A 21,460-nucleotide genomic window follows, 5' to 3' on the forward strand; every position below is an offset into this window, starting at 1 on the left:
CCGTTTTTCCCAAAAGGCGTCGGCGCCAGGCCTCTCTTCCCTGGCGCGCGGCGCGGGCTTCGTCTTACACTCCGAATCGAGGGGCTCGCCTCGTAGAGCGAACATAGGGGGAAAAATCTTCATGAAAAAGGTCCTGATCGGAGTCGGCGCGCTGATCGTCGTCGCCGCAGTCGCCGTCTTCGTCCTGGTCTCCAATCTCGACAGCGTCATCAAGGAGGCGATCGAACGGGTCGGCCCCCGGGTCACCCAGACCGACGTCACCGTCGATGAGGTTCAGTTGGAGATCGCCGACGGCGCCGCCGCCATCCGCGGTCTTCATGTCGGCAACCCGCAAGGCTATCAGACGAAGCGCGCCATGGATCTCGGGCTGGTCAGCGTGCGCCTCGACACCGCCACGGCGACCAGCGACGTCATCGTGATCCACGAGATCGTCATCGACGCGCCGCAGATGACCTACGAGGTCGGCGATCCGCGCAGCAACTTCCAGCAGATTCAGAAAAACGTGGAGGACTTCATCGCCTCGACCGGAGCCGGCGGCGGCGACCAGACGGCGGCCGACGACGGCGCCGGCGGTCAGAAACAACTGATCATCGAGAATCTGTACGTCCGAAACGCCCAGGTAGGCGTCAGCGCGCCCTTCCTGCAGGGCGAGGAGGTCTCCACCGGCATCCCGGAGATCCATCTGACCGACATCGGCAAGCAAGACGGCGGCGCGAGCCCGGCCGAGGTCGCGGCGGTCACTCTGGACGCCATCACCGAACGGGTGATCGGGGCTGTCGGAAAGCTCGATCTGCGCGGCATGGTCGAAGACGCGGCCGGCCAGATTCAGAAGGGCGCGGAAGATGCGGTGAAGCAAGGCGGCGAGGACGCCCAGAAAGCGATCGAGGAGGGCGTCGGCGGCGCGCTGAAGAGCCTCACCGGCGATTGACGCCGGCGCGACGAGGTCGGAGGCGGGGATGGGGGCGGCCCGGGTTCACAACGGGTCCGGGCGCTTCCAGGCGACGGCGCCGCGGCACTCGTAGAGCGGACGGTCGCCCGCCCGCGCCCCGATCCGGTCGGCCTCGACGATCGCGGCCCCTTCGATCGCCTGGGCGTCCAGATTGTGCGCCAACACCCAGGTCAAGGTTGCGTCGTGGCCGTTGAGCGCGTCCAGCGCCGATGCGCCGCGGTCGTGCAGATAAAGCAGCACGTCGTCCGAAAGGCGCGGATTGTCCCGGCACAGCCGGTCCGCGCTGTTCCGGCCCGGCAAGTCGATTTCCGCGACCACCGTGCGATAGGCCGCGCCCTCATTGGCGTCGGCCGGCGCCAGCATCGGGCGCGTGACGAGCGTCAGCGGCTGGTCGTCGCGCGCGCCGGCGGCCTGTCCTGCGGAGATGCCGGGCACCGCGTCGCTCATCGCGACGACGAACGCGGCGGGAATGGCGACGGAGGCGCCGATCAACGAGGCGGCGATTAAATACTCTGCCCGCATGGGGCGTCTCTCCTTCCTTCGGCGGCGCCGCTTCCATGACCGTCTCGCGCGCCGGAACGGACGAACGAGAGGGTTTTAGGCCGGTCGCTTTGCGTCCCGCCGTTTCCGGCGGTTTGCCTTTATCGGGTCGGGGAGATCCCGACGCCCTATGCGACAAAGGAAATCACGGACGGCGGACTTTGCGCAGTGACTTGAATCACAGCGCACGCTTACCCTTACCCTTCTATCCGGCCCGGCTTGGCGCGCTTGACAGCGCGCCCCCGGCGGTATTCCTGGGCGCCGCGAGGCCGGGCGCGATGGGCGGGGGCGCCGGATCGGTAGGAGAAGGACGAGATGCAAGCGAGACAAAGCGCGGTCGCGCGGCGGTGCGGCGGGCTGTCGGTCGTCGCGGTTTTGATTGGGCTGGCCGCCGGGCTCGGGCCGGCGGGCGCCCTCGCCCCGGCGAAGGGCGCCGAGGCGAACGCCGAGGCGGCGGGCGGCGTCGAGGCCGTCTATCGCCAGCTCGTCGCCCGCACGCTGACCGAGCGCCGCGACCTCAGCGTCGAGGATCCGGTCTATGAAGGCGAGGAGCTGCGCACCGGTCGAGACGGGCGTGCGCGGATCGCGATGGCCGACGGCGCGCTGCTGACATTGGGCGACGAGGCGGTCCTGCGCATCGACCGGCTGGTCTTCAACCCGGACGGCGGGAACGGCGCGGGCGCCTTCACCGTGCTGCACGGCGCCTTCCGGATGACCAGCGGCGCGCTGGGCGCGAACGGCGCGGTGCAGGTGGACACCCCGATCGCCACCATCGGAATCCGCGGCACCGACTTTTGGGGCTATCAGGACGGCGGCGCCTTGTCGGTGGTGCTGCTGGACGACGGCAGGGTCGAGATCGAGACGCCGGGCGGTCGGATCGTGCTCGACGAGCCGCGCGACGGGATCGTCATCACAGACCCGGCCGCGCCGCTGCCGGCGGAGCCGCTCGTCTGGGACGAAGACCGGATCGCCCGCGCGGTCGAGACCATCGCGTTCCCGGAGTAAGACCCGCGATATGGCATTCCTCGAGACGCCCGAGGCGGCGGCGATCGCGCTCGCCGACGCGCCCAAGCATCGCCGGCTGTACGCCTATTGGCGCGAGCGCGCCGACGGACGGCGCGCGCCGGCGCGGGTCGACGTCGATCCGCTCGATCTGCCCGACCTGTTGTCGAACCTTTGGCTGATGGATGTGCTGACCGACCCGCTGGACTTCCGCAATCGGCTGGCCGGGACGGCGATCCGCACCATCGTGGGGCGGGACGTCACGGGCCTGATGTTCGACGACGTGTTCGACGGCCCCCCCCGCCGCGGCTGTGCGGCGCGACTACGAGCAGGTGGTCGAAAGCTGGACGCCGCACTTCATCCGCCGCACGGTCGATTGGGCGGGGCGCGGCCACATCGGCTATCGACGATTGGTGTTGCCGCTCTCGTCCGACGGCGCGCGGGTCGACATGCTCCTCGGCCTGACGGAGGAGGCGAGGAGCGACTGACCGGCCGGGCGAACGCCGGCGCTCAGGCGGCGGCGTCGTCGCCCTCGCCCGCGCCGGTCGACAAGGCGATCAGCGACGCGCCGAAGGCGATCAGATCGACGCCGAGCAGCAGGCCGAGGGTCCACACGGCGCTCGCCGGGAAGGCCAGGATGATCAGCACGGCCAAGGCCAGCGAGGTGACGCCGCTGAACAGGGTCCACCCCCAGCCTTTGAGCGGCTTCAGCTGAAAGGCGTGCCACGTCTTGAGGCCGCCGCCGACCAGGAAGAGGGCGGCGACCACCGTGGTCAGCGTTAAGGCGCCGGGCAGCGGGAAGAGAAGCAGCAGGACGCCGGCGATAAGCCCGACCAGGCCGAACAGCAGGGTGGCCGCGATCCGGCTCTTGCCGCGCAACTTGAAGGCGCGGGCCATCTCCATCACACCGGTGACGGCGAAGACGCCGCCGACGAAGAAGGTTGCGCCCAAGGTCGCCAGATGCGGCAAGAAGATCGCCAGCCCGCCGACCAGCAGGAACAGGGCGCCCCCGCCCCAAAACCAGACCTTATGCTCCCGGATGGTTTGCGGGTCGAGGCCGGCGGCGTTCGCGATCGAACCCGCCGGGCCGGCCTCCTCGTAGCGCTCGGAATAGCTTTCGTTGGAGTTCGCCATCGGCGCTTCTCCCTCTGTTTGCCGCGCGCCGGAGGATCGTCGACGTCCCGTGGACGCAGCAGGCCGCATCCCGGCGCGCGTCGATGCGTGCTTGCCTATTCGTCTGACAGGGACGTGGGGGTTCGATACGCATTCGTAAACCGCCGCGGCGCGGCATGTCGGCTGCAGAACGACCCGCTCTGGGATGCGAAGGGAGGGAGAAATGGCGCGCCCGGCAGGATTCGAACCTGCGACCTTCGCCTTCGGAGGGCGACACTCTATCCAGCTGAGCTACGGGCGCTTGAAAAGCCGCCCCCCGTATACCCAACGCGCCCCGTGTTGGCCAGAGCGAATTCGGGATCAGTTCGCCGACCGGTAGCGCCGGAACAGCGCGAGCAGCGCCGGCGCGTCGAGCCGGTCCGCCGTCCAGAGCGCCCGCGTCTCGGGCGCATGCTCTGCCTGCCAAAGGCGAAAGTCGAAGCACCAGCGCGTCTCCAACGATTTGCGGAAGGCGACCGACTCGCGCTGAGCCGGCGTGTCGAGGCCGAGCGACCGGCGCGCCCGCGCGGTGATCAGCATCGCCTCGCACTCCATGTCCAAGACCCGCGCGTCGGGGCCGAGACGCCCCTCGAGATGCTGCACCCCGTGACCGGCCAGTTCGTGCGCCAGCACGGCCGCCAGCGCGTCCCGCCCGCGCTGCGCGCCGTAGCGCCCGACCACGGCGACGAAGCGCCGCCCGCCGGCGGCGTCCGGCGCCGTCGGCAGAAAGGCCGCCAGCGTGACGCGCGAGAGCGCGGGATAGGGGAAGCCCGGGTCGTAGATCACCACGACCCGCCCGGCGGCGCGCAGCCGGTCGATCGCCGCCTTGGCCGCCGGATCCGCCGCCTCCAGACGGGCGAGCGCCGTCTGCGCAGCCGCGAGGCCTGCGGCGGGATCCGGCCCTTTCGGCTCGACCCCGGCCTCCGACGGCGCGAGCGCGTAGAACAGGACGCCCCGCGCTTCGGCCTGCGCCGCCACCGGCCGCTCCCCGAGCCGCTCGCCGTCGAAGGGCGTGAAGGCCTCTGCGGGCGCGCAGAATAGCGCCGCGCTCAGGAAGGCGTTGAGCAGAAACCGCCGCATACGCCGAGGATAACGGCGCGACGCCGACGCCAAAAAGAAAAAACGCCCCGACCGCGCGGGTCGGGGCGTGAAGTCTTCTCTTTCAGGGAACAGAGAGGCGTTCGCCCGTCAGACGGCCAATCCGATCGCGAAGAGGGCGACGGCGGCTAAGGCGCCGAGAGCGCCGGCGGGCAGATGATCCACGCTTTGGGACAAGGTGCGCATCGGTGTGAACTCCCCCTCCTGGTCGGCGCGTCAGCCTTGAAAGCGGTCCCGTGCGGTCCGCGTCGCGCGGCGGGACCCTGAGCGCCGGGTCGCATGATGGAGAAATCATGCCGCACGCCGTCGGGCTTCGCTGTGCCGACCGTCACATCGGGCCGATTTTTTCGGGGCGCGCCCGGACGGGCAGGCCGCGAACGAGAAGACGCCCGCCGGATCTCTCCGACGGGCGTCTCGCCGAGTGGGGCGTTCCCTCTTGTCAGTCCGCGTGTTCAGGCTGTGCAGGCGGTCGGGTCTAACCCCCCGGCCGAGTCCGACCGTCCTGCACATCCTGCGACCGTCCTTCGAGGCGGCCCTCCCTGGAAGGCGACCCTTAGAACTGGGCCGACTCGGTGCTCTCGCCCATCGCCGTGGTGGCCGAGAGGCCCTTGGCGGTGGCGTTGTTGACGGCGTCGAAGTAGCTGACGCCGACCTCGTGCTGGTGGCGGGTGGCGGTGAAGCCGTTGGCCTCGGCGGCGAACTCCGCCTGCTGCAGCTCGGAATAGCCGGCCATGCCGCGGTCCTTGTAGGCCCGCGCCAGCTCGAACGTGGCGTAGTTCAGGCTGTGGAAGCCGGCCAGCGTGATGAACTGGAACTTGTAGCCCATGGCGCCCAGCTCGCGCTGGAACTTCTCCATCGTGGCCTGGTCCAGATGCTTCGCCCAGTTGAAGGAGGGCGAGCAGTTGTAGGCCAGCATCTGGTCCGGATATTCCTTCTTGATCGCCTCGGCGAACTTGCGGGCGTCCTCCAGGTCCGGGGTGGAGGTCTCCATCCACAACAGGTCCGAATAGGGCGCGTAGGCGAGGCCGCGGGCGATGCCCATGTCCACGCCGCCGGTGATGCGGTGGAAGCCCTCGATCGTGCGCTCGCCGGTCAGGAAGGGCGCGTCGGCCTCGTCCACGTCGGAGGTGATGAGGCGCGCGGCCTCGGCGTCGGTGCGGGCCATGATGATGGTCGGCACGCCCATGACGTCGGCCGCCAGGCGCGCCGAATTCAGGTTGCGCACCGCCTGCTGCGTCGGCAGGAGAACCTTGCCGCCCAGATGGCCGCACTTCTTCTCGGAGGCCAACTGGTCCTCGAAATGGACGCCCGCGGCGCCGGCCTTGATCATCGCCTTCATCAGTTCGAACACGTTGAGCGGCCCGCCGAAGCCGGCCTCGGCGTCGGCCACGATCGGCGCGAACCAGTCGACGTCGTCGGTCGACTGACCCTCGAGGCGCTCCATGGTCTGGATCTGGTCCTGGCGCTGGAAGGCGTTGTTGATCCGCTCCACCACCTGCGGGACCGAGGAGACCGGATAGAGCGACTGGTCGGGATACATCTGACCGGCGTTGTTGGCGTCGGCCGCGACCTGCCAGCCGGAGAGGTAGATCGCCTTGAGGCCGGCGCGGATGTGCTGGACCGCCTGGCAGCCGGTGAAGGCGCCGAGCGTGTTCACATAGGGCTCCTCATGCAGCAGCTTCCAGAGCTTCTGCGCGCCCATCTCGGCCAGCGTGTGCTTGATCTGGACCGAGCCGCGCAGCTTCTCGACGTCGGCGCGCGAGTAGTCGCGCCGGATCGTCGCCCAGCGGTCGGGCGCGTAGTCCGGGGCCGGCCAATCGTCGCCGCCCTCAGGCGCGGGCTCCCAATTGTAACCGGAAGTCATGCTGTCCATCGTCTCAGGTCCTTCTGTCAGCGTCGGGCCGCCCGTCGGGTCGGCCAAGATGTTTCGGGCGCCGCGACGCGCCTTGTTAACCCTTTACAAACCGCCTTTACAACGTCTCGATCCGGGTCGCCGCGCCGGGCACGGGTCGGTCGGTCGCCCGCCGTTCCCCTTCGATCCTGTGATACCGCGGGGGCGCCGCGCTGCACAACGCTTTCCGACGTGACAAGAATAGACAAGCGGCTGGTAAATTGTTTACAATTTGTAAAGTTTGTAAATCACGAGAGGCGGCGCAGTCATGGCGACAAGTGCGGGGGCGAGCGCGAGATCCCCGAAACAGGCCCCGAAGCAAGCCCCGAAACTGGGCGCCAAGATCCGGCGCCTGCGGCGCGAGCAGGGCATGACTCAGGCGCAGCTGGCCGAGGCGCTGGGCGTCAGCGCCTCCTATCTGAACCTGATCGAGCACAATCGGCGCAAATTGACGACCGACCTGCTGCTGGCGATCGCAGAGCAGTTCAGCCTGGATTTCGCGACCCTGGCGGAGGATGACGAGAGCCGGCTCTACAACGACGTGATGGACGCCTTCGGCGACCGGCTGTTCGAGGAGGTCGAGCTCACCACCACCGACGTGCGCGAGTTGGTGATCGCCAGCCCGCAGGCGGCGCGCGCGCTGCTCACTCTCTATGACGCCTACTACAAGACGCTGAACGACGCGCGCTCGCTCGCCGCGCAGATGACGGACGGCGAGGAAGGCGGCGGCTTCCCGCTGGTCGATCTGGCGCCGGCCGATCTGATCTCCGACATGATCCAGGAGAACCAAAACTATTTTCAGGATCTCGAGCACGAGGCCGACCGGGTGCGCCGCGAGGTTCGGATGGCGGGCCCTGCGGTTCAGCACGCGGGATCGGCGCTCAACTGGGAGCGGATGGCGGACTATCTGCAGGAGGCGCACGGGGTCCGCACCGCCTTCGCCACCCCGGACGAGGCCGGCAGCCTGGGCGTCGCCCGACGCTTCGACAAGAAGGATCGGCTGCTCACCGTCTCAGCCCGCCTCGACGGTCAGGCGCGGGCCTTCCAGCTGGCCCACCAGATCGGCCAACTCTCGGCCGAGCCGGTGCTGGAGATGCTGCTCAGCGAAAACCGCATCAAGGATCCGCAGGCCCGCGCCATGGGACGCATCGCGCTGGCCAATTATTTCGCCGCCGCGCTGCTGATGCCCTACGAGGAGATGTTGGAGGCGGCGCGCTCAAGCCGCTACGACATCGAGCTCCTGCAGCATCAGTTCAACGCCAGCTTCGAACAGGTGTGCCACCGGCTCACCTCGCTCAATCGGCCGGACGCGAAGGGCGTGCCGCTGCACATGCTGCGGGTGGATACGGCCGGCAACATCTCCAAGCGCTTCACGCTCTCAGGATTGCCGATCCCGCGCCACGGCGGGGCGTGCTCGCGCTGGAACGTCTATTCGGCCTTCCTCAATCCCGGCGTCATTCAGGCGCAGGTCTCGAAACTGCCTGACGGGCAGGCCTATTTCTGCATCGCGCGCACCGTTCGCAAAGGCGGCGTCGGCTACGGCGCGCCGCAATATTTCCAGTCGATCGGGCTCGGCTGCGATCTGCGCTACGCGCGTGAGATGATCTATTCCGACGATGTCGAGCTTGAGCGCCCGGAGCGCTTCGGCGAGATCGGCGTGGCGTGTCGCATCTGCGAGCGCATGGACTGCCCGCAGCGCGCCTTCCCGCCGGTCCATCTGCGCTACACCGTCGACAGCAACGTCCGCGGCGCCAGCCCCTACACCGCCCCCGGCTGGCCCTGGCACCACGAACGGCCGGGGCCGACGCGGTAAAAAGAGGCGTCGGCGCGCCGCGCTTTACGCCGCCTGCAGCTCCAGCCCCAGCAGGCGCCGCGCTTCGGCGACGCTGGCGGGGCGGCGGTCGTATTGGGCGCAGAGATCGACGGCCTGCTCCACCAGCGCGGCGTTGGACGGCGCGAGCGTATTCTTGTCCAGGCGGATGTTGTCCTCCAGCCCCGTACGGACGTGGCCGCCGCGCTCCAGCGACCATTCGACCAGCGTCTTCTGATGCCGCCCGATGCCGGCCCCCGTCCAGGTCGCGTCGGGGGCGAGGCGGGCGAGCGTGTCGACGTAGAAATCGAAGCTCGGCCGGTCGACGGGCATCGCGTTCTTCACGCCCATGACGAACTGCACGTGCAGCGGCCCCTTGATCTTGCCGGCCTTCTCCATCTCGACCGCCGAGAAGATCATCGACAGATCGAAGGCCTCGACCTCCGGCTTCACGCCGCATTCCAGCATCTGGGCGGCGAGGCTGTCGATCAGCTCGGGGCTGTTGTCGTAGACCCGGGTCGGGAAGTTGCAGGAGCCGGTGGCGAGCGAGGCCATGTCCGGCTTCAAGCGGATCATGCCCCCGCGCTCCGCCCCCTTGCCCGAGCGCCCGCCGGTCGAGAACTGCACGATCATGCCGGGACAGTGCGTGCGCAGGCCCTCCAGCAGCGCCGCGAACTTCTCCGGGTCGGAGGTGGTGGAGCCGTCGTCGTTGCGAACATGGCAATGGGCCAGCGTCGCGCCGGCCTCGAAGGCGGCCTGCGTGCTTTCCACCTGCTCCGCAACCGTGATCGGGACGGCCGGGTTGTTTTCCTTCTTCGGCACCGAGCCGGTGATCGCGACCGTGATGATGGCGGGCGTGGTCATGGGCTTGCGTCCTTCCCCTCTCGTTCTTTTTGATCTCAGCCGGCGCGCCAAGCGGCGAGCGTGCGATCGATCATCGCCGTCGCCTCGCCGGCGCCCCCCGCCCGCACGGGCTCGGGCGCAGCCTTCAGATTGGCGCGCAGCCGATCGGCGTGAACCTCCAAAGTCTCCAGCATCCGCTCAGCCCCGGCAAGCGCCGCCCCGACCGCCAGCAAGAGCGGCCCCCAGGCCAACTGCTCCTGCAACCAGGCGGCGCCGTCCCGCTCATGGATCGGCAGGGCCGCGGCCTGCAGGGCGGCCTGCTGCGCGCCGGCGTGCCGCGCGAGCGCGAGGACGGCTTCCGCCCGCACAGGATTGCGCTTATGCGCCATGGCAGACGACCCGCCGGCGTCGGCGAACGAGACCTCCCCCACCTCGTTCTGACCCATCAGCAAAAGATCCTGCGCCGTCTTGCCCGCGCTCGCCGCGCAAGAGGCGAGCGTCGCACCGATCGCGACCATCCCCTCGCGCCGGACGTGCCAGGGCAGCGGCGCGACGGCCAGGCCGAGACGCGCGGCCAGGCCCTCCTCCACCGCGCGGGCGCGTTCGCCGAGCGCGGCCTGCGTCCCGGCCGCTCCGCCCAGCGAGACGCAGAGCTCGGCGGCGCGCAGCCGACTCAAGGCTCGGCGATGGGCGATCAGAGGGGCTAGCCACTGCGCCGCTTTCAGGCCGAAGCTTGTGGGCGCCGCCTGCTGCATGCGCGTCCGCGCGAGCGTCGGCGTCACGCGATGGGTCTCCGCGAGATCGGCGAGCGCGTCGCCGATCCTCTGCACCCGCGCCTCCATGACGCAGAGAGCGCGCGACAGACAGCAGGCCCAAGCGCTGTCCACGATATCCTGACTGGTCGCCCCGTGATGCACGTAATCGCCCGCCGATCCCGCAGCGGCGCGCAGCCGGCGCACCAACTCCGGAACCACGACCCCGTCGCGCGCCGCGGCCGCGGCCAGCTCCCCGGGATCGAGATCGCCGGCCAGGCGCTCGGCCGCGCGGGCGATCGCCGGGGGCGCGTCGCTCGGAATCAGGCCCAGCTCCGCTTCGACGTCGGCCAGCGCGGCCTCCACCCGCAGCATCGCGGCGAGTTGCGCCAGCCCGTCGATCTCGGCGGCGACCTCGGCGTCGCCTGCAAGATCGCCCAAGAAGGCGGGCAAGGCGGCGTCCAGGATCGTCATGCGTCGAAGAAGACCGTCTCATGCGGCCCGCCAAGGCGCACGTCGAAACGATAGACCGGCGGCGCTGCGCCGACGGCCGCTTCCCGCGGAGCGATCAGAGCGGCGCGGCGATCCTGATGCTCCAACCGGCTCAAGATCGGATCGGCGGCGTTGGCCTCCGCCTCGTCGGCGAAATAGACCCGCGTCAGCAGCCCGATATTGATCCCGCGTGCGACGATCCACAGAAGCGCGTGCGGCGCCATGACGCCGGTTCGCCCGCCGGGCAGCGGCGTCGGGACCGGGCCGGGCTTCACCGTCTCGAACCGGTAGAGGCCCGTCTGCAGATCGGCCGCCGCGCGGCCCCAGCCGAACAGGGCCGGATCGCGCTCGCCATAGCGCGGATCGTCCGGGCTGTTGTAGACGCCGCGCGCGTCGGCCTGCCAAATCTCCAGAACGCAATCGCGCATCGGAGCCCCGTGGCGATCGTGGACGACGCCTTCGATCGCGATGCGCTCGCCGCGCGCCGCAGGGCCGGCGATCTCCGTCCCCGGATCGGGGAACGGACCCTGCAGACCGGCGACGCTGGGAGTCAGACCGATATGGACGTAGGGACCCGCAGTCTGCGACGGCGTTTCCTTCCAGATATTGAGCGGTTGGGGCATGGCCTCAGCTCCCTTCCGTCTTGTTTTCGAACGGGGTCTGGCGGCGCCCCCGCAGCACAATGTCGAAGCGATAGGCGAGCGCGTCCATCGGCATGGCGGCGTTGCGGTCGAGCGGCGCCACCAGGCTCTCGACCGCGCAGGGGTCGGGGATCGCGTTCAGGATCGGGCAATGCGGGATCAGCGGATCGCCTTCGAAATACATTTGCGTTATCAGCCGCTGGGCGAAGGCGCGCCCGAAGATCGAAAAATGGATATGCGCCGGGCGCCAGTCGTTCGGGCCGTTCGGCCAGGGATAGGGGCCAGGCTGAATGGTGCGGAACCGATAGGCGCCCTGGGCGTCGGTCACGGTGCGGCCGCACCCGCCGAAATTAGGGTCCAGCGGCGCAATGTATTTCTCCGTCACATGACGATAGCGCCCGCCGGCGTTGGCCTGCCAGATCTCGATCAGGGCGTCCGGGACGGGGCGGCCCGACTCGTCCGTGACCCGACCGTGCACCAGCAGGCGCGGGCCGACCGGCTCCCCGTCGACCATGGCGTTGCGGATCAGATCCGCGTCGAGCGGCCCCAGCCGGTCGGAGCCGAAGACGGGTCCCGTCATCTCCGAGAGCGTGCTGTCATGCGCAATCAGCGGCTTTTCGGGGGAGCGCAGGACGCTCGACTTGTAGCCGGGCGCGCAGGGCGGCGGATGCCAGGCCCGGTCGCGGGGAAAATAGCCGCCGCCCTTCATCGGCCGCCCCCGTCCTCCAGGTCCGCGAAAACGCGCTTCGCCGCGCGAAACGCAGAATTGGCGGCCGGAACGCCGGCGTAGACGGCGACATGCAGCAACGCCTCCTTGACGTCCGCGGCGCTCGCGCCCGTGTTGGCGGTGGCGCGCAGATGCATCGTCAACTCCTCCTCCTGACCGAGGGCCGCCAGCAGCGCGATGGTGACGATCGAGCGCTCGCGCAGGCTAAAGCCCTCGCGCGCCCAGAGACTTCCCCAGGCGCCCTCGGTGATGAACCGCTGGAAGTCGGCGTCGAAGTCCGTCTTGGCCGCCTCCGCCCGATCGACATGGGAATCGCCCAGCACGCGCCGGCGCACGGCCATGCCGCGCGCGAAGGCCTCGGCGGGGCCGCCCGCGTCAGACATAGCCGATCTCCGTCAAGAAGCCGCCGATCAAGGCGGCCGTGATCTTCGGCGCCTCGACGCAGGGCAGGTGGCCGGCGCCCTCGATCAACTCGAAGCGCGCGCCCTGGATCAGGTCGGCCGTCGCCTTCACGACGTCAGGCGGGGTGGAGCCGTCCTCCGATCCGCCCAGCGCCAGGGTCGGCGCGGTGATCGCGGGCGCCCGGCTGCGATAATCGGCGTCGCGGATCGCCTTGCAAAGCGCCAAATATCCCTCGACCGGCGTGCGCGTCAGCATCGCCCGCCAGAGCGCGAGCTCCGCCGGCCGCTCCTCGTGAAACCGCGCCGAGAACCACCGCGCCAGGATCGTCTCGGCCATCGGCGCCAAGCCGTCGCGCTCGATCGCCGCGATCCGCTCGTCCCAAAGGGCCGCATCGCCGATCTTGGCGGCGGTGTTGCTGAGCACCAAGCCCGCCACGCGGTCCGGGCGAGCCGCGGCGAGGGCTTGGGCGATCAGTCCGCCGACCGAGAGACCGACGACAACCGCGCGTTCGACGCCGGCCGCGTCCATCACCGCGACCAGATCGTTCGCATGCTCTTCAATGCCGCGTGCGCCGCGGTGGTCGCTCAGCCCGTGCCCGGCGGCGTCGTAGCGCAGCAGCCGCGCCCCTCTGGGAAGGTGAGGCGTCATCGGCGACCAGACCCGCAGATCCGTGCCCAGCGAATTGGAAAAGACCAACGCCGGCCCGTCCTCCGGGCCGTCGGAGCGCCAATGAATCACGCGATCGCCCAGCGCCAGCGCCTGCATCCTCGCCTCGCCTCCCTCGTCTGACAACGTCAAGTCGGGCGCCATCCTGCGGAGCGGCGGCGGATTTGTAAAACCCCCAGGCGCGCACGCGGTTTCCAGCCTAGAGCTGCGCGTCGCGCCCCATGGCGATGAACTTCTCGCGCCGCTGTTTGCGCAGGCCCGCGGCGTCGAGGTCGGCGAGCGCCGTCAGCTGCGCGTCGATCGCAGCGCCGACCGCATCGATCGTTTGGTCGGACGAGCGATGGGCGCCCCCGACCGGTTCCTCGACCACGGCGTCCACGACCCCGAGCTTCTCGAGATCCTGGGCGGTCAGCCGCAGCGCCTCGGCCGCGGTCTGGGCGTTGTCGGCGCTGCGCCACAGGATCGAGGCGCAGCCTTCCGGCGAGATCACCGAATAGACCGAATGCTCCAGCATCAGCACGCGATCGGCCGCCGCCAGCGCGATGGCCCCGCCCGAACCGCCCTCGCCGATGACGACGGAGACCATCGGCACCCCGAGCCCGAGGCACTTTTCGATGGAGCGCGCGATCGCCTCGGCCTGGCCGCGCTCCTCCGCGCCGACGCCGGGATAGGCCCCCGGCGTGTCGACCAGACTGACGACCGGCAGCTTGAAGCGATCCGCCAGATCCATCAGGCGCATCGCCTTGCGATAGCCCTCGGGCCGGGCCATACCGAAATTGTGCGCGACGCGCGACTGCGTGTCGCCGCCCTTCTCGTGGCCCAGCACCACGACAGAGCGCCCCTTCAGCCGACCGAGTCCGCCCTGGATGGCCTTGTCGTCCGCATAGGCGCGGTCTCCGGCCAGCGGCGTGTAATGGGTGATCAGCCGTTTGACGTAATCGCTGAAATGCGGGCGCTGCGGATGGCGCGCGACCTGGACCTTCTGCCAGGGCGTCAGCTTGGCGTAGGTCTGGCGCAGCTGCCGGTCGGCCTTGGCCTGAAGACGGGCCACCTCGTCGGCGATGTTGACCTCGCCGTCGTCCGACAGATGCCGCAGCTCCTCGATCTTGCCTTCGAGTTCCGCGATCGGCTGTTCGAAATCCAGAAAATTATGCATGGGCTGTCGTCTGCGACCCCCGGCTTTGACGAAAGCGCCGCGCGGGAAGCGCACGGCCAGCGCGGGTGTTAGCACACCCGGCCGCGCTTGCAAACGCGGCGCGCACGCTTCAGCGCGTCTTCGCCAGCGGATGTTTCTCCGCCACCAGGCGTTTCAGGCGTTCGTCGAGCACGTGGGTGTAGATCTGGGTGGTGGAGATGTCCGCGTGCCCCAGCATCTTCTGAACCGCGCGCAGGTCCGCGCCGTGGGCCAGCAGGTGGCTCGCGAAGGCGTGGCGCAGCACGTGGGGACTGACCTTCTTGGGGTCGAGCCCGGCCTGAAGTGCGAGCTCTTTCAGAAGCTGGCCGAAACGCTGTCGGGTCAAGTGACCTTGCTTGGAGCGGCTGGGGAAGAGATAGCGGCTCTCCCGGCCGTTCGGCAGAAACGCAGTGCGGGCGTCGCGATAATCGGCGAGCGCGGCGCGCGCCGGCTCGCTGAGCGGGGTGAGGCGCTCTCGCCCGCCCTTGCCCTTGACCATCAGAAAAGGCTCGTCGCGCCGAACGGCCGCCAGCGGCAGCGTCACCAGTTCGCTCACCCGAAGGCCCGTGGCGTAGAGCAGCTCCAACAGGCAGGAGAGCCGCGCGCCCTCAGCCCCCGACGCGGCGCTTGCGGCGGCCAGCAGTCGGTCGACGTCCTCTTCGCTCAGAATCTTCGGCAGCGGCCGCCCGCGCTTCGGCGCGTCGACCGCGCCTGTCGGGTCGTCGGCGCGCACCCCTTCGGCGTGAAGGAAATGATGGAATTGCCGCAGCGCAGAGAGGCGCCGCGCCGCCGTCGACGGCTTCGCGCCGCCGGCGGCGAGGTGAGAGAGATAGGCCGAGACGTCGCGGTCCTGCGCCGTCCTAGCGTCGGCGCCGCGGGCGGCCAGGAAGGCCTCGTAGTCGCGCAGGTCGCGCTCATAGGCCGCCCGGGTGTTTGCGGCGGCCCCTCGCTCCGCCGCCAGCATCTCAAGAAAGCTTTCGGCGAGCGCGCTCACAGGCCGGCCGCGACGGCGGCCTCCAAGGCGAGGCGCCGCGCCGCGTCGCTCAGTCCGGCCTCGGTCAGCGCGGCGGCGATTTCCGCCAGCGAAGCCGGCTCCATCTCCGCCGCCGGCAAGACGCCCAGGCGATACAGCGCGAAAAGCGCGGTTTCGCCGATCCGGCCCTCCTGCGCCGCCAGGCGCATCAGCACGCCGGCGGCCGGATTGGCGATGCTGGCTTCCACCAGACCGCCGGCCAGCGCCTGCGCGGCGAGCGCCTCGCGCACCGCCTCGGTCTCCGGGGCCAAGACGAGCAGCGGCAGATAGAGCCGCAGCGTCAGGTCCGCCGCCCGATCGGGCGCGCGCGCCTGCAGCGCCGATTCGAAGGCCGCGAGCCGCTCCGCCTCCCCCTCCTGCGGGGACGCGGTCCCCGCAAGCCGGGCGAGCGGCCACAGCCGGGCGGCGGCGGTTCGCATAGCGGCGCCGGCGCCGTCGCCGGCCGCGGCCTCGTTGACGGCGCGCGCCTCGACCAGCGCCCGCCACCGTTCGGCTTGAGAGAACGCGCCGACGGCGAAAAGCGCGCGCGACGCCGTCTCGGCGAAAAAGGCGAGGCCCGAGCCGGCGTCGAGCTGCATCAGTTGGTCGGAGAAGACCGTCGCGCCGATCGGATAGACCCCGTCGCGCGCGGCGGTCGTCAGCGCGGCGGTCAGCAATTCCGCCTTCGCCGCCGGCGCCGACTGGATGGCGAGCGACTGGTAGAGCAGCGCGCGCGCCTGCGCCCCCGGGAGGTCGCGCGCCGCGGTCAGCGGGCTGTCGAGCTGCGCGGGCTCAAAGTCGGCCCCCGCATAGAGTTCGGCGAGGCGCGCCGGATCCAGCACCCCGCGCCAGACCGCCGCCTCCGCCAGGCCCAGCGCCTGCGGCTTGGCCGCGACCAGCGCGGCGACGGCGGGTCCGCCGCCTTCCATCGCCACGGCGTCCGGCGGGGCGGCCCCGGCGACCTGCGCCATCGCGGCGTGCAGCGCGGCGAAGGCGCCGGGGTCGGCGTCGATGAGATCGATCGGCTCGCCGCGCACGACCGCGTCGGCGAGACGCACGAACAACGGATCGTCCACGCCCATTTCCGCCAGCAGCCCCAGCCCGAATTCGGCCTCGCCGGTCGCGCCGGCCGCCGCCTGGCAGAAGATCAGCAACTTCTGCCAAAAGGGCGCATCGGACCGCTGGCTCATCGGTCGAGCGTCCGCGCACGCGCCTGGAATGTCGCCCGAGGCCAAGCGCGCGTCGGTTCGCGCCTTGATCAGGGCCGGCGTTTCGGCCACGGCCTGCGTGGTCTCAGCCAAGGCGAGCGCCGCCTGCAGCGCGCCGATGGCGACCAACGCGTCGATCCGCGCGGCGAGGAAATCGCCGGCGGCGGGCGTCTGGTCGCCGGCGGGCGCCGGGGCCGCGCTGGTCAGCAAGCGCACGGCGAGCCGTCGACCCGCCTGACTGCGAATCTCGCTCGGCAGGGCGGAAAGCCCGCGATAGGCGAGGGCGCGGGACGTGCCGGCCCACATGTCGGCGGGCAGGCCGCCGCTGGTCGCGTCAATCAATCCGACCGCATCGGCTGACGGCGCGGAAAGCGGCGCGACCTCTACGGCTTCCGGACCGCTGCCGATGACGCCGGGCGCGTCCGCGCCGGACTGCGGCGTCTGTTGATTGAGGCCCGAGGGCCGCTGAACGTCGAAATCGGGGCCGCCGCCCTCGCCCGCGGGCGCGTCGGGCGCACCGGGGAAGAGGCGGATGGGGCCGTCTTCGCTCTGCGCGAAGGCCGCCGGCGCGGCGGCGAGCGCCGCGCAGACGAGACCGGCCGCAAGGCCCGCGCGCCGCTTAGCGAGGGAAGCGCGAATCATCCAGCGTCTTCTCGACCGTCTGCGTCGGGGCCGGGATATCGAAGGTGGCGAGATAGACCCCGCCGCCGACCGCCGCCAGCAGGATGACCCCGAAAATCGCTGCGAAAACCTTACCCATACTCTGTTAACACCCGCTGGATCGGTTGACCGGGTCCGAGACGGCGGCGCGCGCGACGCAACCGGCCCGGGAAAGCTTTACGCTAGGCCGTGACTATGGCAATTCTGCGACCCGCATGAAAGCGGGAATGCGCCCGCCGGCGACCCGGCGGCGAGCCGGGAGCCCAACTCACGGACCCGGCCCTGGATCGGGGTCCGGGGCGGACCGGGCGGCGATCCGGCGCGCGCTCCGCCGATGCTTTGCGCTTGAAGGACCCTGCCCGGCCCATGCCCGCCCGTCCGACACACAGACTCGTCCGCACCGTCGCGCTGATCGGCATGATGGGCGCCGGCAAGACGGCGATCGGTCGGCAACTGGCCAAGCGTCTCGGGGCGCCGTTCCTCGATGCGGACAAGGAGATCGAGAAGGCGGCGGGCTGCACGGTCGCGGAGATTTTCGCCGAACACGGCGAGGCCCATTTCAGGGACGGCGAGCGTCGCGTCATCGCCCGTCTGCTGGACGGGCCGCCGGCCGTTCTCGCGACGGGGGGCGGCGCCTATATGAATGCGCAGACGCGCGCGCTCTTGAGCGAACGCGCGACGACCGTATGGCTCAAAGCCGATTTCGAGACGCTGTGGAAGCGGGTCTCGAAGCGCGGCCACAGGCCCTTGTTGAAGACGGAAGACCCGCAAGGGACCTTGCGTCGCCTGCTCGCCGAACGCGAGCCTGTGTACGCCGAAGCCGACCTGATCGTCGACAGCGGCGAGCAGACCAAGGAGGCGATGGCGCGCAAGGTGGAAGACGCGCTGGCCGCGAGCGAGGCTTTGGAGGAGACGCCCGCACCATGAGCGAGGCACGAGAGACGGCGCCCGCGCCCGGCGAAGACGCCGGCGCCGACGGCGCACAGACGGTGCGGGTCGACTTGGGCGCCCGCAGCTACGACATCCGCGTCGGCGCCGGGCTGATGGCCGGCGCGGGCGCGGCGGTCAAACCCTTCGCCGGCGGACGCCGCGTCATCGTGGTGAGCGACGAGACGGTCGGCGACCTGCACCTCGACATGCTGGCCGCCTCGCTCTCGGCCGCGGGCGTCGGCGGAGAGGCGGTGGTAATGCCGCCGGGCGAGGAGACGAAGAGCTTCCGCGCGCTCGAAGGGCTGATGGACCGCCTGTTCGAAATCGGCGTCGAACGGCGCACTTTGCTGATCGCGCTGGGCGGCGGGGTGATCGGCGATCTGGCGGGCTTCGCGGCGGCGACGGCGCTGCGCGGCGTCGACTTCGTGCAGATTCCGACCACCCTCTTGGCTCAAGTCGACAGTTCGGTCGGCGGCAAGACCGGAATCAACGTCGCCGCCGGCAAGAACCTCGTCGGCGCCTTCCATCAGCCGCGACTGGTGCTGGCGGATGTGGAGACGCTGGACACCCTGCCGCGCCGAGACTTCCTGGCCGGTTACGCCGAAGTGGTGAAATACGGCGCGATCGACGACCGCCCCTTCTTCGAGTGGCTGGAGACGAACGGCGCGGCCTTGATCGACGGCGACCAGGATCTGCGCCGCGAGGCGGTGGCGCATTGCTGCCGCGCCAAGGCGCGCATCGTCGCCCAGGACGAACGGGAAGGCGGGGTGCGCGCGCTGCTGAACCTCGGTCACACCTTCGGTCATGCGCTTGAGGGAGCGGTCGGCTACGGCGACGCGCTCCTCCACGGCGAGGCGGTCGCGATCGGCATGGCGCTGGCCTTTCGACTGTCGGCGCGCCTGGGGCTGTGCCCGGCGGCGCAGGCGGATCGGCTGATCGCCCATCTCGACGCCGTCGGATTGCCGACCCGACCCGATCAGGTTCCCGGCGCCGATTTCGAGGTCGACGATCTGATCCGTCGTATGGGGGCCGACAAGAAGGTCAAGGACGGCAAGCTCACCTTCATCCTGGCGCGCGGGATCGGCGAGAGCTTCATCACCCAGGAGGTGGAGGCGGACGCCTTGCGCGCCTTCATGGCGGAGGCGTTGGCGTCATGAGCTGGTGGGACTCCTACGGCGATCTGGTCGTCACCGGCGGGGTGATCCTCGTGCTGCTGGTTCTATCGGGCTTCTTCTCCGGCTCGGAGACGGCGTTGACCGGGGCGTCGCGCTCGCGCATGCACATGCTGGCCAAGCAGGGCGACAAGCGCGCCGCGCGCGTGCTGGCGCTGTTGGAGCGCAAGGACCGGCTTATCGGGGCGATCCTGCTGGGCAACAATCTGGTCAACATCCTGGCCTCGGCGCTGGCCACGACGGTGTTGGTGGCGCTGTTCGGCGACGCGGGCGTCGCCTACGCGACCCTGGGTATGACGCTTCTGGTGCTGATCTTCGCCGAAGTGCTGCCGAAGACCTACGCCCTGAGCCACACCGACAAGATGGCGGTTCGGGTCGCGCCGCCGATCCGGGCGGTGGTGGTGCTGTTCGCACCGATCACGCATGCGGTCCAACTGGTTGTCCGGGCGACCTTGAAGCCCTTCGGGATCGACCTCTCGACGGACCTCGACGGCGAGCAGCATGAGGAGGAGCTGCGCGGCGCCATCGACCTGCACGACAATGAGGATCCCGAGACGCGCCACGAACGGGTCATGCTGAAATCGATCCTCGATCTCGACGACGTGGAGGTGGCGGACATCATGACCCACCGGCGGCGCGTGGTGATGATCGATCTGGGCGAGTCCGTCGCCGACAACATCGACGCCGTGCTGGGCAGCCCCTACACGCGCATCCCCGTCTATCGCGACGATCCGGACAACATCGTCGGCGTGCTGCACGCCAAGGCGCTGCTGCGCGAGGTGCGCGCGCGCCAGAAGGCCGACGCGGAGCGCGAAGGCGCGCCGACGCCTGAGGCGGACGGCGGGGCGGTCGAGCTCACGGTGAGCGATCTCGACAGTCTGGACCTGGGCAAGCTGGCGACGCCGCCTTGGTTCATTCCCGATTCCACGACGTTGCTGGATCAGTTGCAGGCCTTCCGGGAGCGACGCGAGCATTTCGCCATCGTGATCGACGAGTACGGCGCCTTCATGGGCATCGTGACCCTTGAGGACATCCTCGAGGAGATCGTCGGCAACATCGACGACGAGACCGACACGCCGGTACCGGGCGTGCGCCCCCAACCCGACGGCTCCTATCTGGTCGACGGCTCGGTGACGCTGCGTCTGCTGGCGCGCGAGTTCGACTGGCAATTGCCGGACGACGACGCCGCGACCATCGCCGGCCTCGTCCTGCACGAGTCGCGACTGATTCCCGACCCGGGTCAGATTTTCATGTTCTACGGCTTCCGGTTCGAGGTGGTGCGCCGCCAACGCAACCAGATCACCTTGATCCGCGTCACGCCCCCGGACGATAAGGACGGCGAAGACGCCGACGCGTAGGCTTCAGTCAGGAGAGATCGCCATGCCGCTTTCGCCCCCGGCCAAGCGCCGCCATTACCACACCCGCGACATCCAGTGCCGCGGTTATTTCCGCGAGGACGGCCTGTGGGACGTCGAGGGTCAGATGACCGACGTGAAGACCTACGATTTCGAGAACAGCGATCGCGGAGAGGTGAAGGCGGGCGAGCCCGTGCACGAGATGCACATCCGCCTCACCCTTGACGATTCCTTCGAGATCAAGGCCATCGAAGCGGCGACCGATCACGGCCCATTCAGCGTCTGCGCGGCGATCGCGCCGTCCTACGAGAAGCTTGTCGGGGTTAGGATCGGGCCCGGCTTCCGCAAGGCGGTGAAGGACCGGATGGGCGGAGTCGCTGGGTGCACGCACCTCACGGAGCTGCTCTTCCCGATGGCGACCGTGGCCTACCAGACGCTTTACGCGTCGCGCAATCAGGCCCGACGCGACGCAGGTCTTCCGGTGGAGGAGGACTTCAACCGTCCGAAGCGCAAGCCGCGCCAGATCGACAGCTGTCACGCGCTGCGCGCCGACGGGCCGGTGGTGCGCGAACAATGGCCGGATTTCTACACAGGACCGGAAAGAGCCGAGAGGCGCGCAGAAGGCGGCGACGCCTGACCGGTCAGGAACGGCGCGTCGTCGGCAAGCCCCCGATCGGAACCGCGCCGAGCGCCGCGGCCATATCCCCGCTCCAGCCGTAGGCCAGAAGAAAAACCCGAATGGCGGCGGTCAGGCCGTAACCGTCCGCCCGCTCATGCACCGCCGTGCACAGATTGTTGACGCTGGTCTCTTCGCGTCGCGCGGCCGTCTCCAAAGCGTCCCAGAAAGCCGGCTCCAACTTGACGCTGGTGCGGCGCGCGCCGATGCGCACGTTGCGCGCCCGAAGCGCGCTGCGCCCGCGCGGTTTCTCTTCACCCCTCATCACACCTACCTCTGCCGGACCTTTCCCGACCCCCTCTCACCCC

The 21,460-nt window shown here is 69.7% G+C and carries 23 protein-coding genes, 1 tRNA gene, 1 pseudogene and 1 riboswitch; of the genes and pseudogenes, 9 read left to right on the forward strand and 16 right to left on the reverse strand.

Going from position 1 to position 21,460, the window contains the following annotated elements; all coding sequences use genetic code 11:
* Positions 1-121 precede the first annotated feature (121 nt).
* Complete coding sequence (locus RIB45_RS05220) at positions 122-928, forward strand: hypothetical protein (RefSeq protein ID WP_350049177.1); 807 nt, start codon at positions 122-124, stop codon at positions 926-928.
* A 45-nt stretch (positions 929-973) separates the two neighbouring features.
* Here RIB45_RS05220 and RIB45_RS05225 read toward each other — a convergent pair whose 3' ends face one another.
* Complete coding sequence (locus tag RIB45_RS05225; RefSeq protein ID WP_350049178.1) at positions 974-1,471, reverse strand: hypothetical protein; 498 nt, start codon at positions 1,469-1,471, stop codon at positions 974-976.
* Between the two features lie 17 nt (positions 1,472-1,488).
* A riboswitch (cyclic di-GMP riboswitch) is annotated at positions 1,489-1,599 on the reverse strand.
* Positions 1,600-1,804: 205 nt separating this feature from the next.
* On the opposite strand from RIB45_RS05225, the gene RIB45_RS05230 reads away from it, so the two are divergent.
* From RIB45_RS05230 to RIB45_RS05240, 3 genes and pseudogenes are all read left to right on the forward strand, one after another.
* The gene (locus RIB45_RS05230; protein ID WP_350049179.1) at positions 1,805-2,494 is read left to right on the forward strand and encodes a FecR family protein; all 690 of its coding nucleotides are present in this window, start codon (positions 1,805-1,807) and stop codon (positions 2,492-2,494) included.
* 10 nt (positions 2,495-2,504) lie between these two features.
* Positions 2,505-2,786, forward strand: a pseudogene (locus RIB45_RS05235) (PAS domain-containing protein); the annotation flags it as partial.
* A gap of 16 nt (positions 2,787-2,802) precedes the next feature.
* Entirely contained in the window at positions 2,803-2,979 is a 177-nt protein-coding gene (locus RIB45_RS05240; RefSeq protein WP_350049393.1) for a PAS domain-containing protein, read from the forward strand.
* Between the two features lie 22 nt (positions 2,980-3,001).
* Here the strand turns inward: RIB45_RS05240 and RIB45_RS05245 are convergent, their stop codons facing one another.
* The 4 genes from RIB45_RS05245 to aceA all read right to left on the reverse strand — a co-directional run bounded on the left by RIB45_RS05245 (position 3,002) and on the right by aceA (position 6,614).
* Entirely contained in the window at positions 3,002-3,625 is a 624-nt protein-coding gene (locus tag RIB45_RS05245; RefSeq protein ID WP_350049180.1) for an HdeD family acid-resistance protein, read from the reverse strand.
* A 203-nt stretch (positions 3,626-3,828) separates the two neighbouring features.
* Positions 3,829-3,905 (reverse strand) — tRNA-Arg (locus tag RIB45_RS05250).
* Positions 3,906-3,964: 59 nt separating this feature from the next.
* Positions 3,965-4,723 (reverse strand): hypothetical protein, encoded by a 759-nt coding sequence (locus tag RIB45_RS05255; RefSeq protein ID WP_350049181.1) that lies wholly within the window; start codon positions 4,721-4,723, stop codon positions 3,965-3,967.
* Positions 4,724-5,294: 571 nt separating this feature from the next.
* Positions 5,295-6,614: an isocitrate lyase gene (gene aceA / locus RIB45_RS05260; RefSeq protein WP_502882554.1), complete on the reverse strand. Its 1,320-nt coding sequence runs from the start codon at positions 6,612-6,614 to the stop codon at positions 5,295-5,297.
* Between the two features lie 286 nt (positions 6,615-6,900).
* Here aceA and RIB45_RS05265 point away from each other — a divergent pair, with 286 nt between their 5' ends.
* Entirely contained in the window at positions 6,901-8,445 is a 1,545-nt protein-coding gene (locus RIB45_RS05265; RefSeq protein WP_350049182.1) for a helix-turn-helix domain-containing protein, read from the forward strand.
* 24 nt (positions 8,446-8,469) lie between these two features.
* Here RIB45_RS05265 and RIB45_RS05270 read toward each other — a convergent pair whose 3' ends face one another.
* From RIB45_RS05270 to RIB45_RS05315, 10 genes are all read right to left on the reverse strand, one after another.
* A complete protein-coding gene (locus RIB45_RS05270) occupies positions 8,470-9,306 on the reverse strand; it encodes a 3-oxoadipate:acetyl-CoA acetyltransferase (RefSeq protein WP_350049183.1) in 837 nt (278 codons plus the stop codon).
* A 35-nt stretch (positions 9,307-9,341) separates the two neighbouring features.
* Positions 9,342-10,511: a lyase family protein gene (locus tag RIB45_RS05275; protein WP_350049184.1), complete on the reverse strand. Its 1,170-nt coding sequence runs from the start codon at positions 10,509-10,511 to the stop codon at positions 9,342-9,344.
* Entirely contained in the window at positions 10,508-11,152 is a 645-nt protein-coding gene (gene pcaG, locus RIB45_RS05280) for a protocatechuate 3,4-dioxygenase subunit alpha (protein ID WP_350049185.1), read from the reverse strand. Before pcaG ends, RIB45_RS05275 begins: the two co-directional genes overlap by 4 nt.
* Positions 11,153-11,156: 4 nt before the next feature.
* Positions 11,157-11,879: a protocatechuate 3,4-dioxygenase subunit beta gene (gene pcaH, locus RIB45_RS05285; protein ID WP_350049186.1), complete on the reverse strand. Its 723-nt coding sequence runs from the start codon at positions 11,877-11,879 to the stop codon at positions 11,157-11,159.
* Positions 11,876-12,280, reverse strand: coding sequence for a 4-carboxymuconolactone decarboxylase (gene pcaC / locus RIB45_RS05290; RefSeq protein WP_350049187.1), 405 nt, complete (start codon positions 12,278-12,280; stop codon positions 11,876-11,878). Before pcaC ends, pcaH begins: the two co-directional genes overlap by 4 nt.
* Positions 12,273-13,064: a 3-oxoadipate enol-lactonase gene (pcaD, locus tag RIB45_RS05295; RefSeq protein WP_350049188.1), complete on the reverse strand. Its 792-nt coding sequence runs from the start codon at positions 13,062-13,064 to the stop codon at positions 12,273-12,275. Before pcaD ends, pcaC begins: the two co-directional genes overlap by 8 nt.
* A 100-nt stretch (positions 13,065-13,164) precedes the next feature.
* Positions 13,165-14,121 (reverse strand): acetyl-CoA carboxylase carboxyltransferase subunit alpha, encoded by a 957-nt coding sequence (locus RIB45_RS05300; RefSeq protein ID WP_350049189.1) that lies wholly within the window; start codon positions 14,119-14,121, stop codon positions 13,165-13,167.
* A gap of 109 nt (positions 14,122-14,230) precedes the next feature.
* Positions 14,231-15,133: a site-specific tyrosine recombinase XerD gene (gene xerD, locus RIB45_RS05305; RefSeq protein ID WP_350049190.1), complete on the reverse strand. Its 903-nt coding sequence runs from the start codon at positions 15,131-15,133 to the stop codon at positions 14,231-14,233.
* Positions 15,130-17,001, reverse strand: a complete 1,872-nt coding sequence (locus RIB45_RS05310; protein WP_350049191.1) for a hypothetical protein — start codon at positions 16,999-17,001, stop codon at positions 15,130-15,132. Before RIB45_RS05310 ends, xerD begins: the two co-directional genes overlap by 4 nt.
* Positions 16,979-17,119 (reverse strand): hypothetical protein, encoded by a 141-nt coding sequence (locus tag RIB45_RS05315; RefSeq protein ID WP_350049192.1) that lies wholly within the window; start codon positions 17,117-17,119, stop codon positions 16,979-16,981. The genes RIB45_RS05310 and RIB45_RS05315 overlap by 23 nt, the downstream gene beginning before the upstream one ends.
* Positions 17,120-17,385: 266 nt before the next feature.
* Between RIB45_RS05315 and RIB45_RS05320 the strand changes: the two genes are divergently transcribed.
* From RIB45_RS05320 to RIB45_RS05335, 4 genes are read left to right on the forward strand one after another with little or no spacing between them, the layout of a single operon-like run.
* Entirely contained in the window at positions 17,386-17,946 is a 561-nt protein-coding gene (locus RIB45_RS05320; protein WP_350049193.1) for a shikimate kinase, read from the forward strand.
* Positions 17,943-19,106: a 3-dehydroquinate synthase gene (gene aroB, locus RIB45_RS05325; protein WP_350049194.1), complete on the forward strand. Its 1,164-nt coding sequence runs from the start codon at positions 17,943-17,945 to the stop codon at positions 19,104-19,106. Before RIB45_RS05320 ends, aroB begins: the two co-directional genes overlap by 4 nt.
* Positions 19,103-20,479: an HlyC/CorC family transporter gene (locus RIB45_RS05330; RefSeq protein ID WP_350049195.1), complete on the forward strand. Its 1,377-nt coding sequence runs from the start codon at positions 19,103-19,105 to the stop codon at positions 20,477-20,479. The genes aroB and RIB45_RS05330 overlap by 4 nt, the downstream gene beginning before the upstream one ends.
* A gap of 22 nt (positions 20,480-20,501) precedes the next feature.
* Positions 20,502-21,113, forward strand: coding sequence for a DUF2889 domain-containing protein (locus RIB45_RS05335; RefSeq protein WP_350049196.1), 612 nt, complete (start codon positions 20,502-20,504; stop codon positions 21,111-21,113).
* Between the two features lie 4 nt (positions 21,114-21,117).
* Here RIB45_RS05335 and RIB45_RS05340 read toward each other — a convergent pair whose 3' ends face one another.
* Positions 21,118-21,417 (reverse strand): ribbon-helix-helix domain-containing protein, encoded by a 300-nt coding sequence (locus RIB45_RS05340; protein ID WP_350049197.1) that lies wholly within the window; start codon positions 21,415-21,417, stop codon positions 21,118-21,120.
* Positions 21,418-21,460: the final 43 nt, after the last annotated feature.

Origin of the sequence: Marivibrio sp., from assembly GCF_040218065.1 — a bacterium.
Taxonomy (GTDB): domain Bacteria; phylum Pseudomonadota; class Alphaproteobacteria; order UBA8366; family Aestuariispiraceae; genus Marivibrio.

Coding starts and splice junctions, on each gene's coding strand:
- RIB45_RS05330 (WP_350049195.1), top strand. CDS start 19,103: ATGAGCTGGTGGGACTCCTACGGCGATCTGGTCGTCACCGGCGGGGTG.
- RIB45_RS05225 (WP_350049178.1), bottom strand. CDS start 1,471: ATGCGGGCAGAGTATTTAATCGCCGCCTCGTTGATCGGCGCCTCCGTC.
- RIB45_RS05270 (WP_350049183.1), bottom strand. CDS start 9,306: ATGACCACGCCCGCCATCATCACGGTCGCGATCACCGGCTCGGTGCCG.
- pcaG (WP_350049185.1), bottom strand. CDS start 11,152: ATGCCCCAACCGCTCAATATCTGGAAGGAAACGCCGTCGCAGACTGCG.
- RIB45_RS05340 (WP_350049197.1), bottom strand. CDS start 21,417: ATGAGGGGTGAAGAGAAACCGCGCGGGCGCAGCGCGCTTCGGGCGCGC.
- RIB45_RS05265 (WP_350049182.1), top strand. CDS start 6,901: ATGGCGACAAGTGCGGGGGCGAGCGCGAGATCCCCGAAACAGGCCCCG.
- RIB45_RS05315 (WP_350049192.1), bottom strand. CDS start 17,119: ATGGGTAAGGTTTTCGCAGCGATTTTCGGGGTCATCCTGCTGGCGGCG.
- RIB45_RS05320 (WP_350049193.1), top strand. CDS start 17,386: ATGCCCGCCCGTCCGACACACAGACTCGTCCGCACCGTCGCGCTGATC.
- RIB45_RS05255 (WP_350049181.1), bottom strand. CDS start 4,723: ATGCGGCGGTTTCTGCTCAACGCCTTCCTGAGCGCGGCGCTATTCTGC.
- pcaD (WP_350049188.1), bottom strand. CDS start 13,064: ATGCAGGCGCTGGCGCTGGGCGATCGCGTGATTCATTGGCGCTCCGAC.
- pcaC (WP_350049187.1), bottom strand. CDS start 12,280: ATGTCTGACGCGGGCGGCCCCGCCGAGGCCTTCGCGCGCGGCATGGCC.
- RIB45_RS05275 (WP_350049184.1), bottom strand. CDS start 10,511: ATGACGATCCTGGACGCCGCCTTGCCCGCCTTCTTGGGCGATCTTGCA.
- aceA (WP_502882554.1), bottom strand. CDS start 6,614: ATGGACAGCATGACTTCCGGTTACAATTGGGAGCCCGCGCCTGAGGGC.
- RIB45_RS05300 (WP_350049189.1), bottom strand. CDS start 14,121: ATGCATAATTTTCTGGATTTCGAACAGCCGATCGCGGAACTCGAAGGC.
- RIB45_RS05335 (WP_350049196.1), top strand. CDS start 20,502: ATGCCGCTTTCGCCCCCGGCCAAGCGCCGCCATTACCACACCCGCGAC.
- aroB (WP_350049194.1), top strand. CDS start 17,943: ATGAGCGAGGCACGAGAGACGGCGCCCGCGCCCGGCGAAGACGCCGGC.
- RIB45_RS05220 (WP_350049177.1), top strand. CDS start 122: ATGAAAAAGGTCCTGATCGGAGTCGGCGCGCTGATCGTCGTCGCCGCA.
- RIB45_RS05245 (WP_350049180.1), bottom strand. CDS start 3,625: ATGGCGAACTCCAACGAAAGCTATTCCGAGCGCTACGAGGAGGCCGGC.
- RIB45_RS05310 (WP_350049191.1), bottom strand. CDS start 17,001: ATGATTCGCGCTTCCCTCGCTAAGCGGCGCGCGGGCCTTGCGGCCGGT.
- RIB45_RS05230 (WP_350049179.1), top strand. CDS start 1,805: ATGCAAGCGAGACAAAGCGCGGTCGCGCGGCGGTGCGGCGGGCTGTCG.
- pcaH (WP_350049186.1), bottom strand. CDS start 11,879: ATGAAGGGCGGCGGCTATTTTCCCCGCGACCGGGCCTGGCATCCGCCG.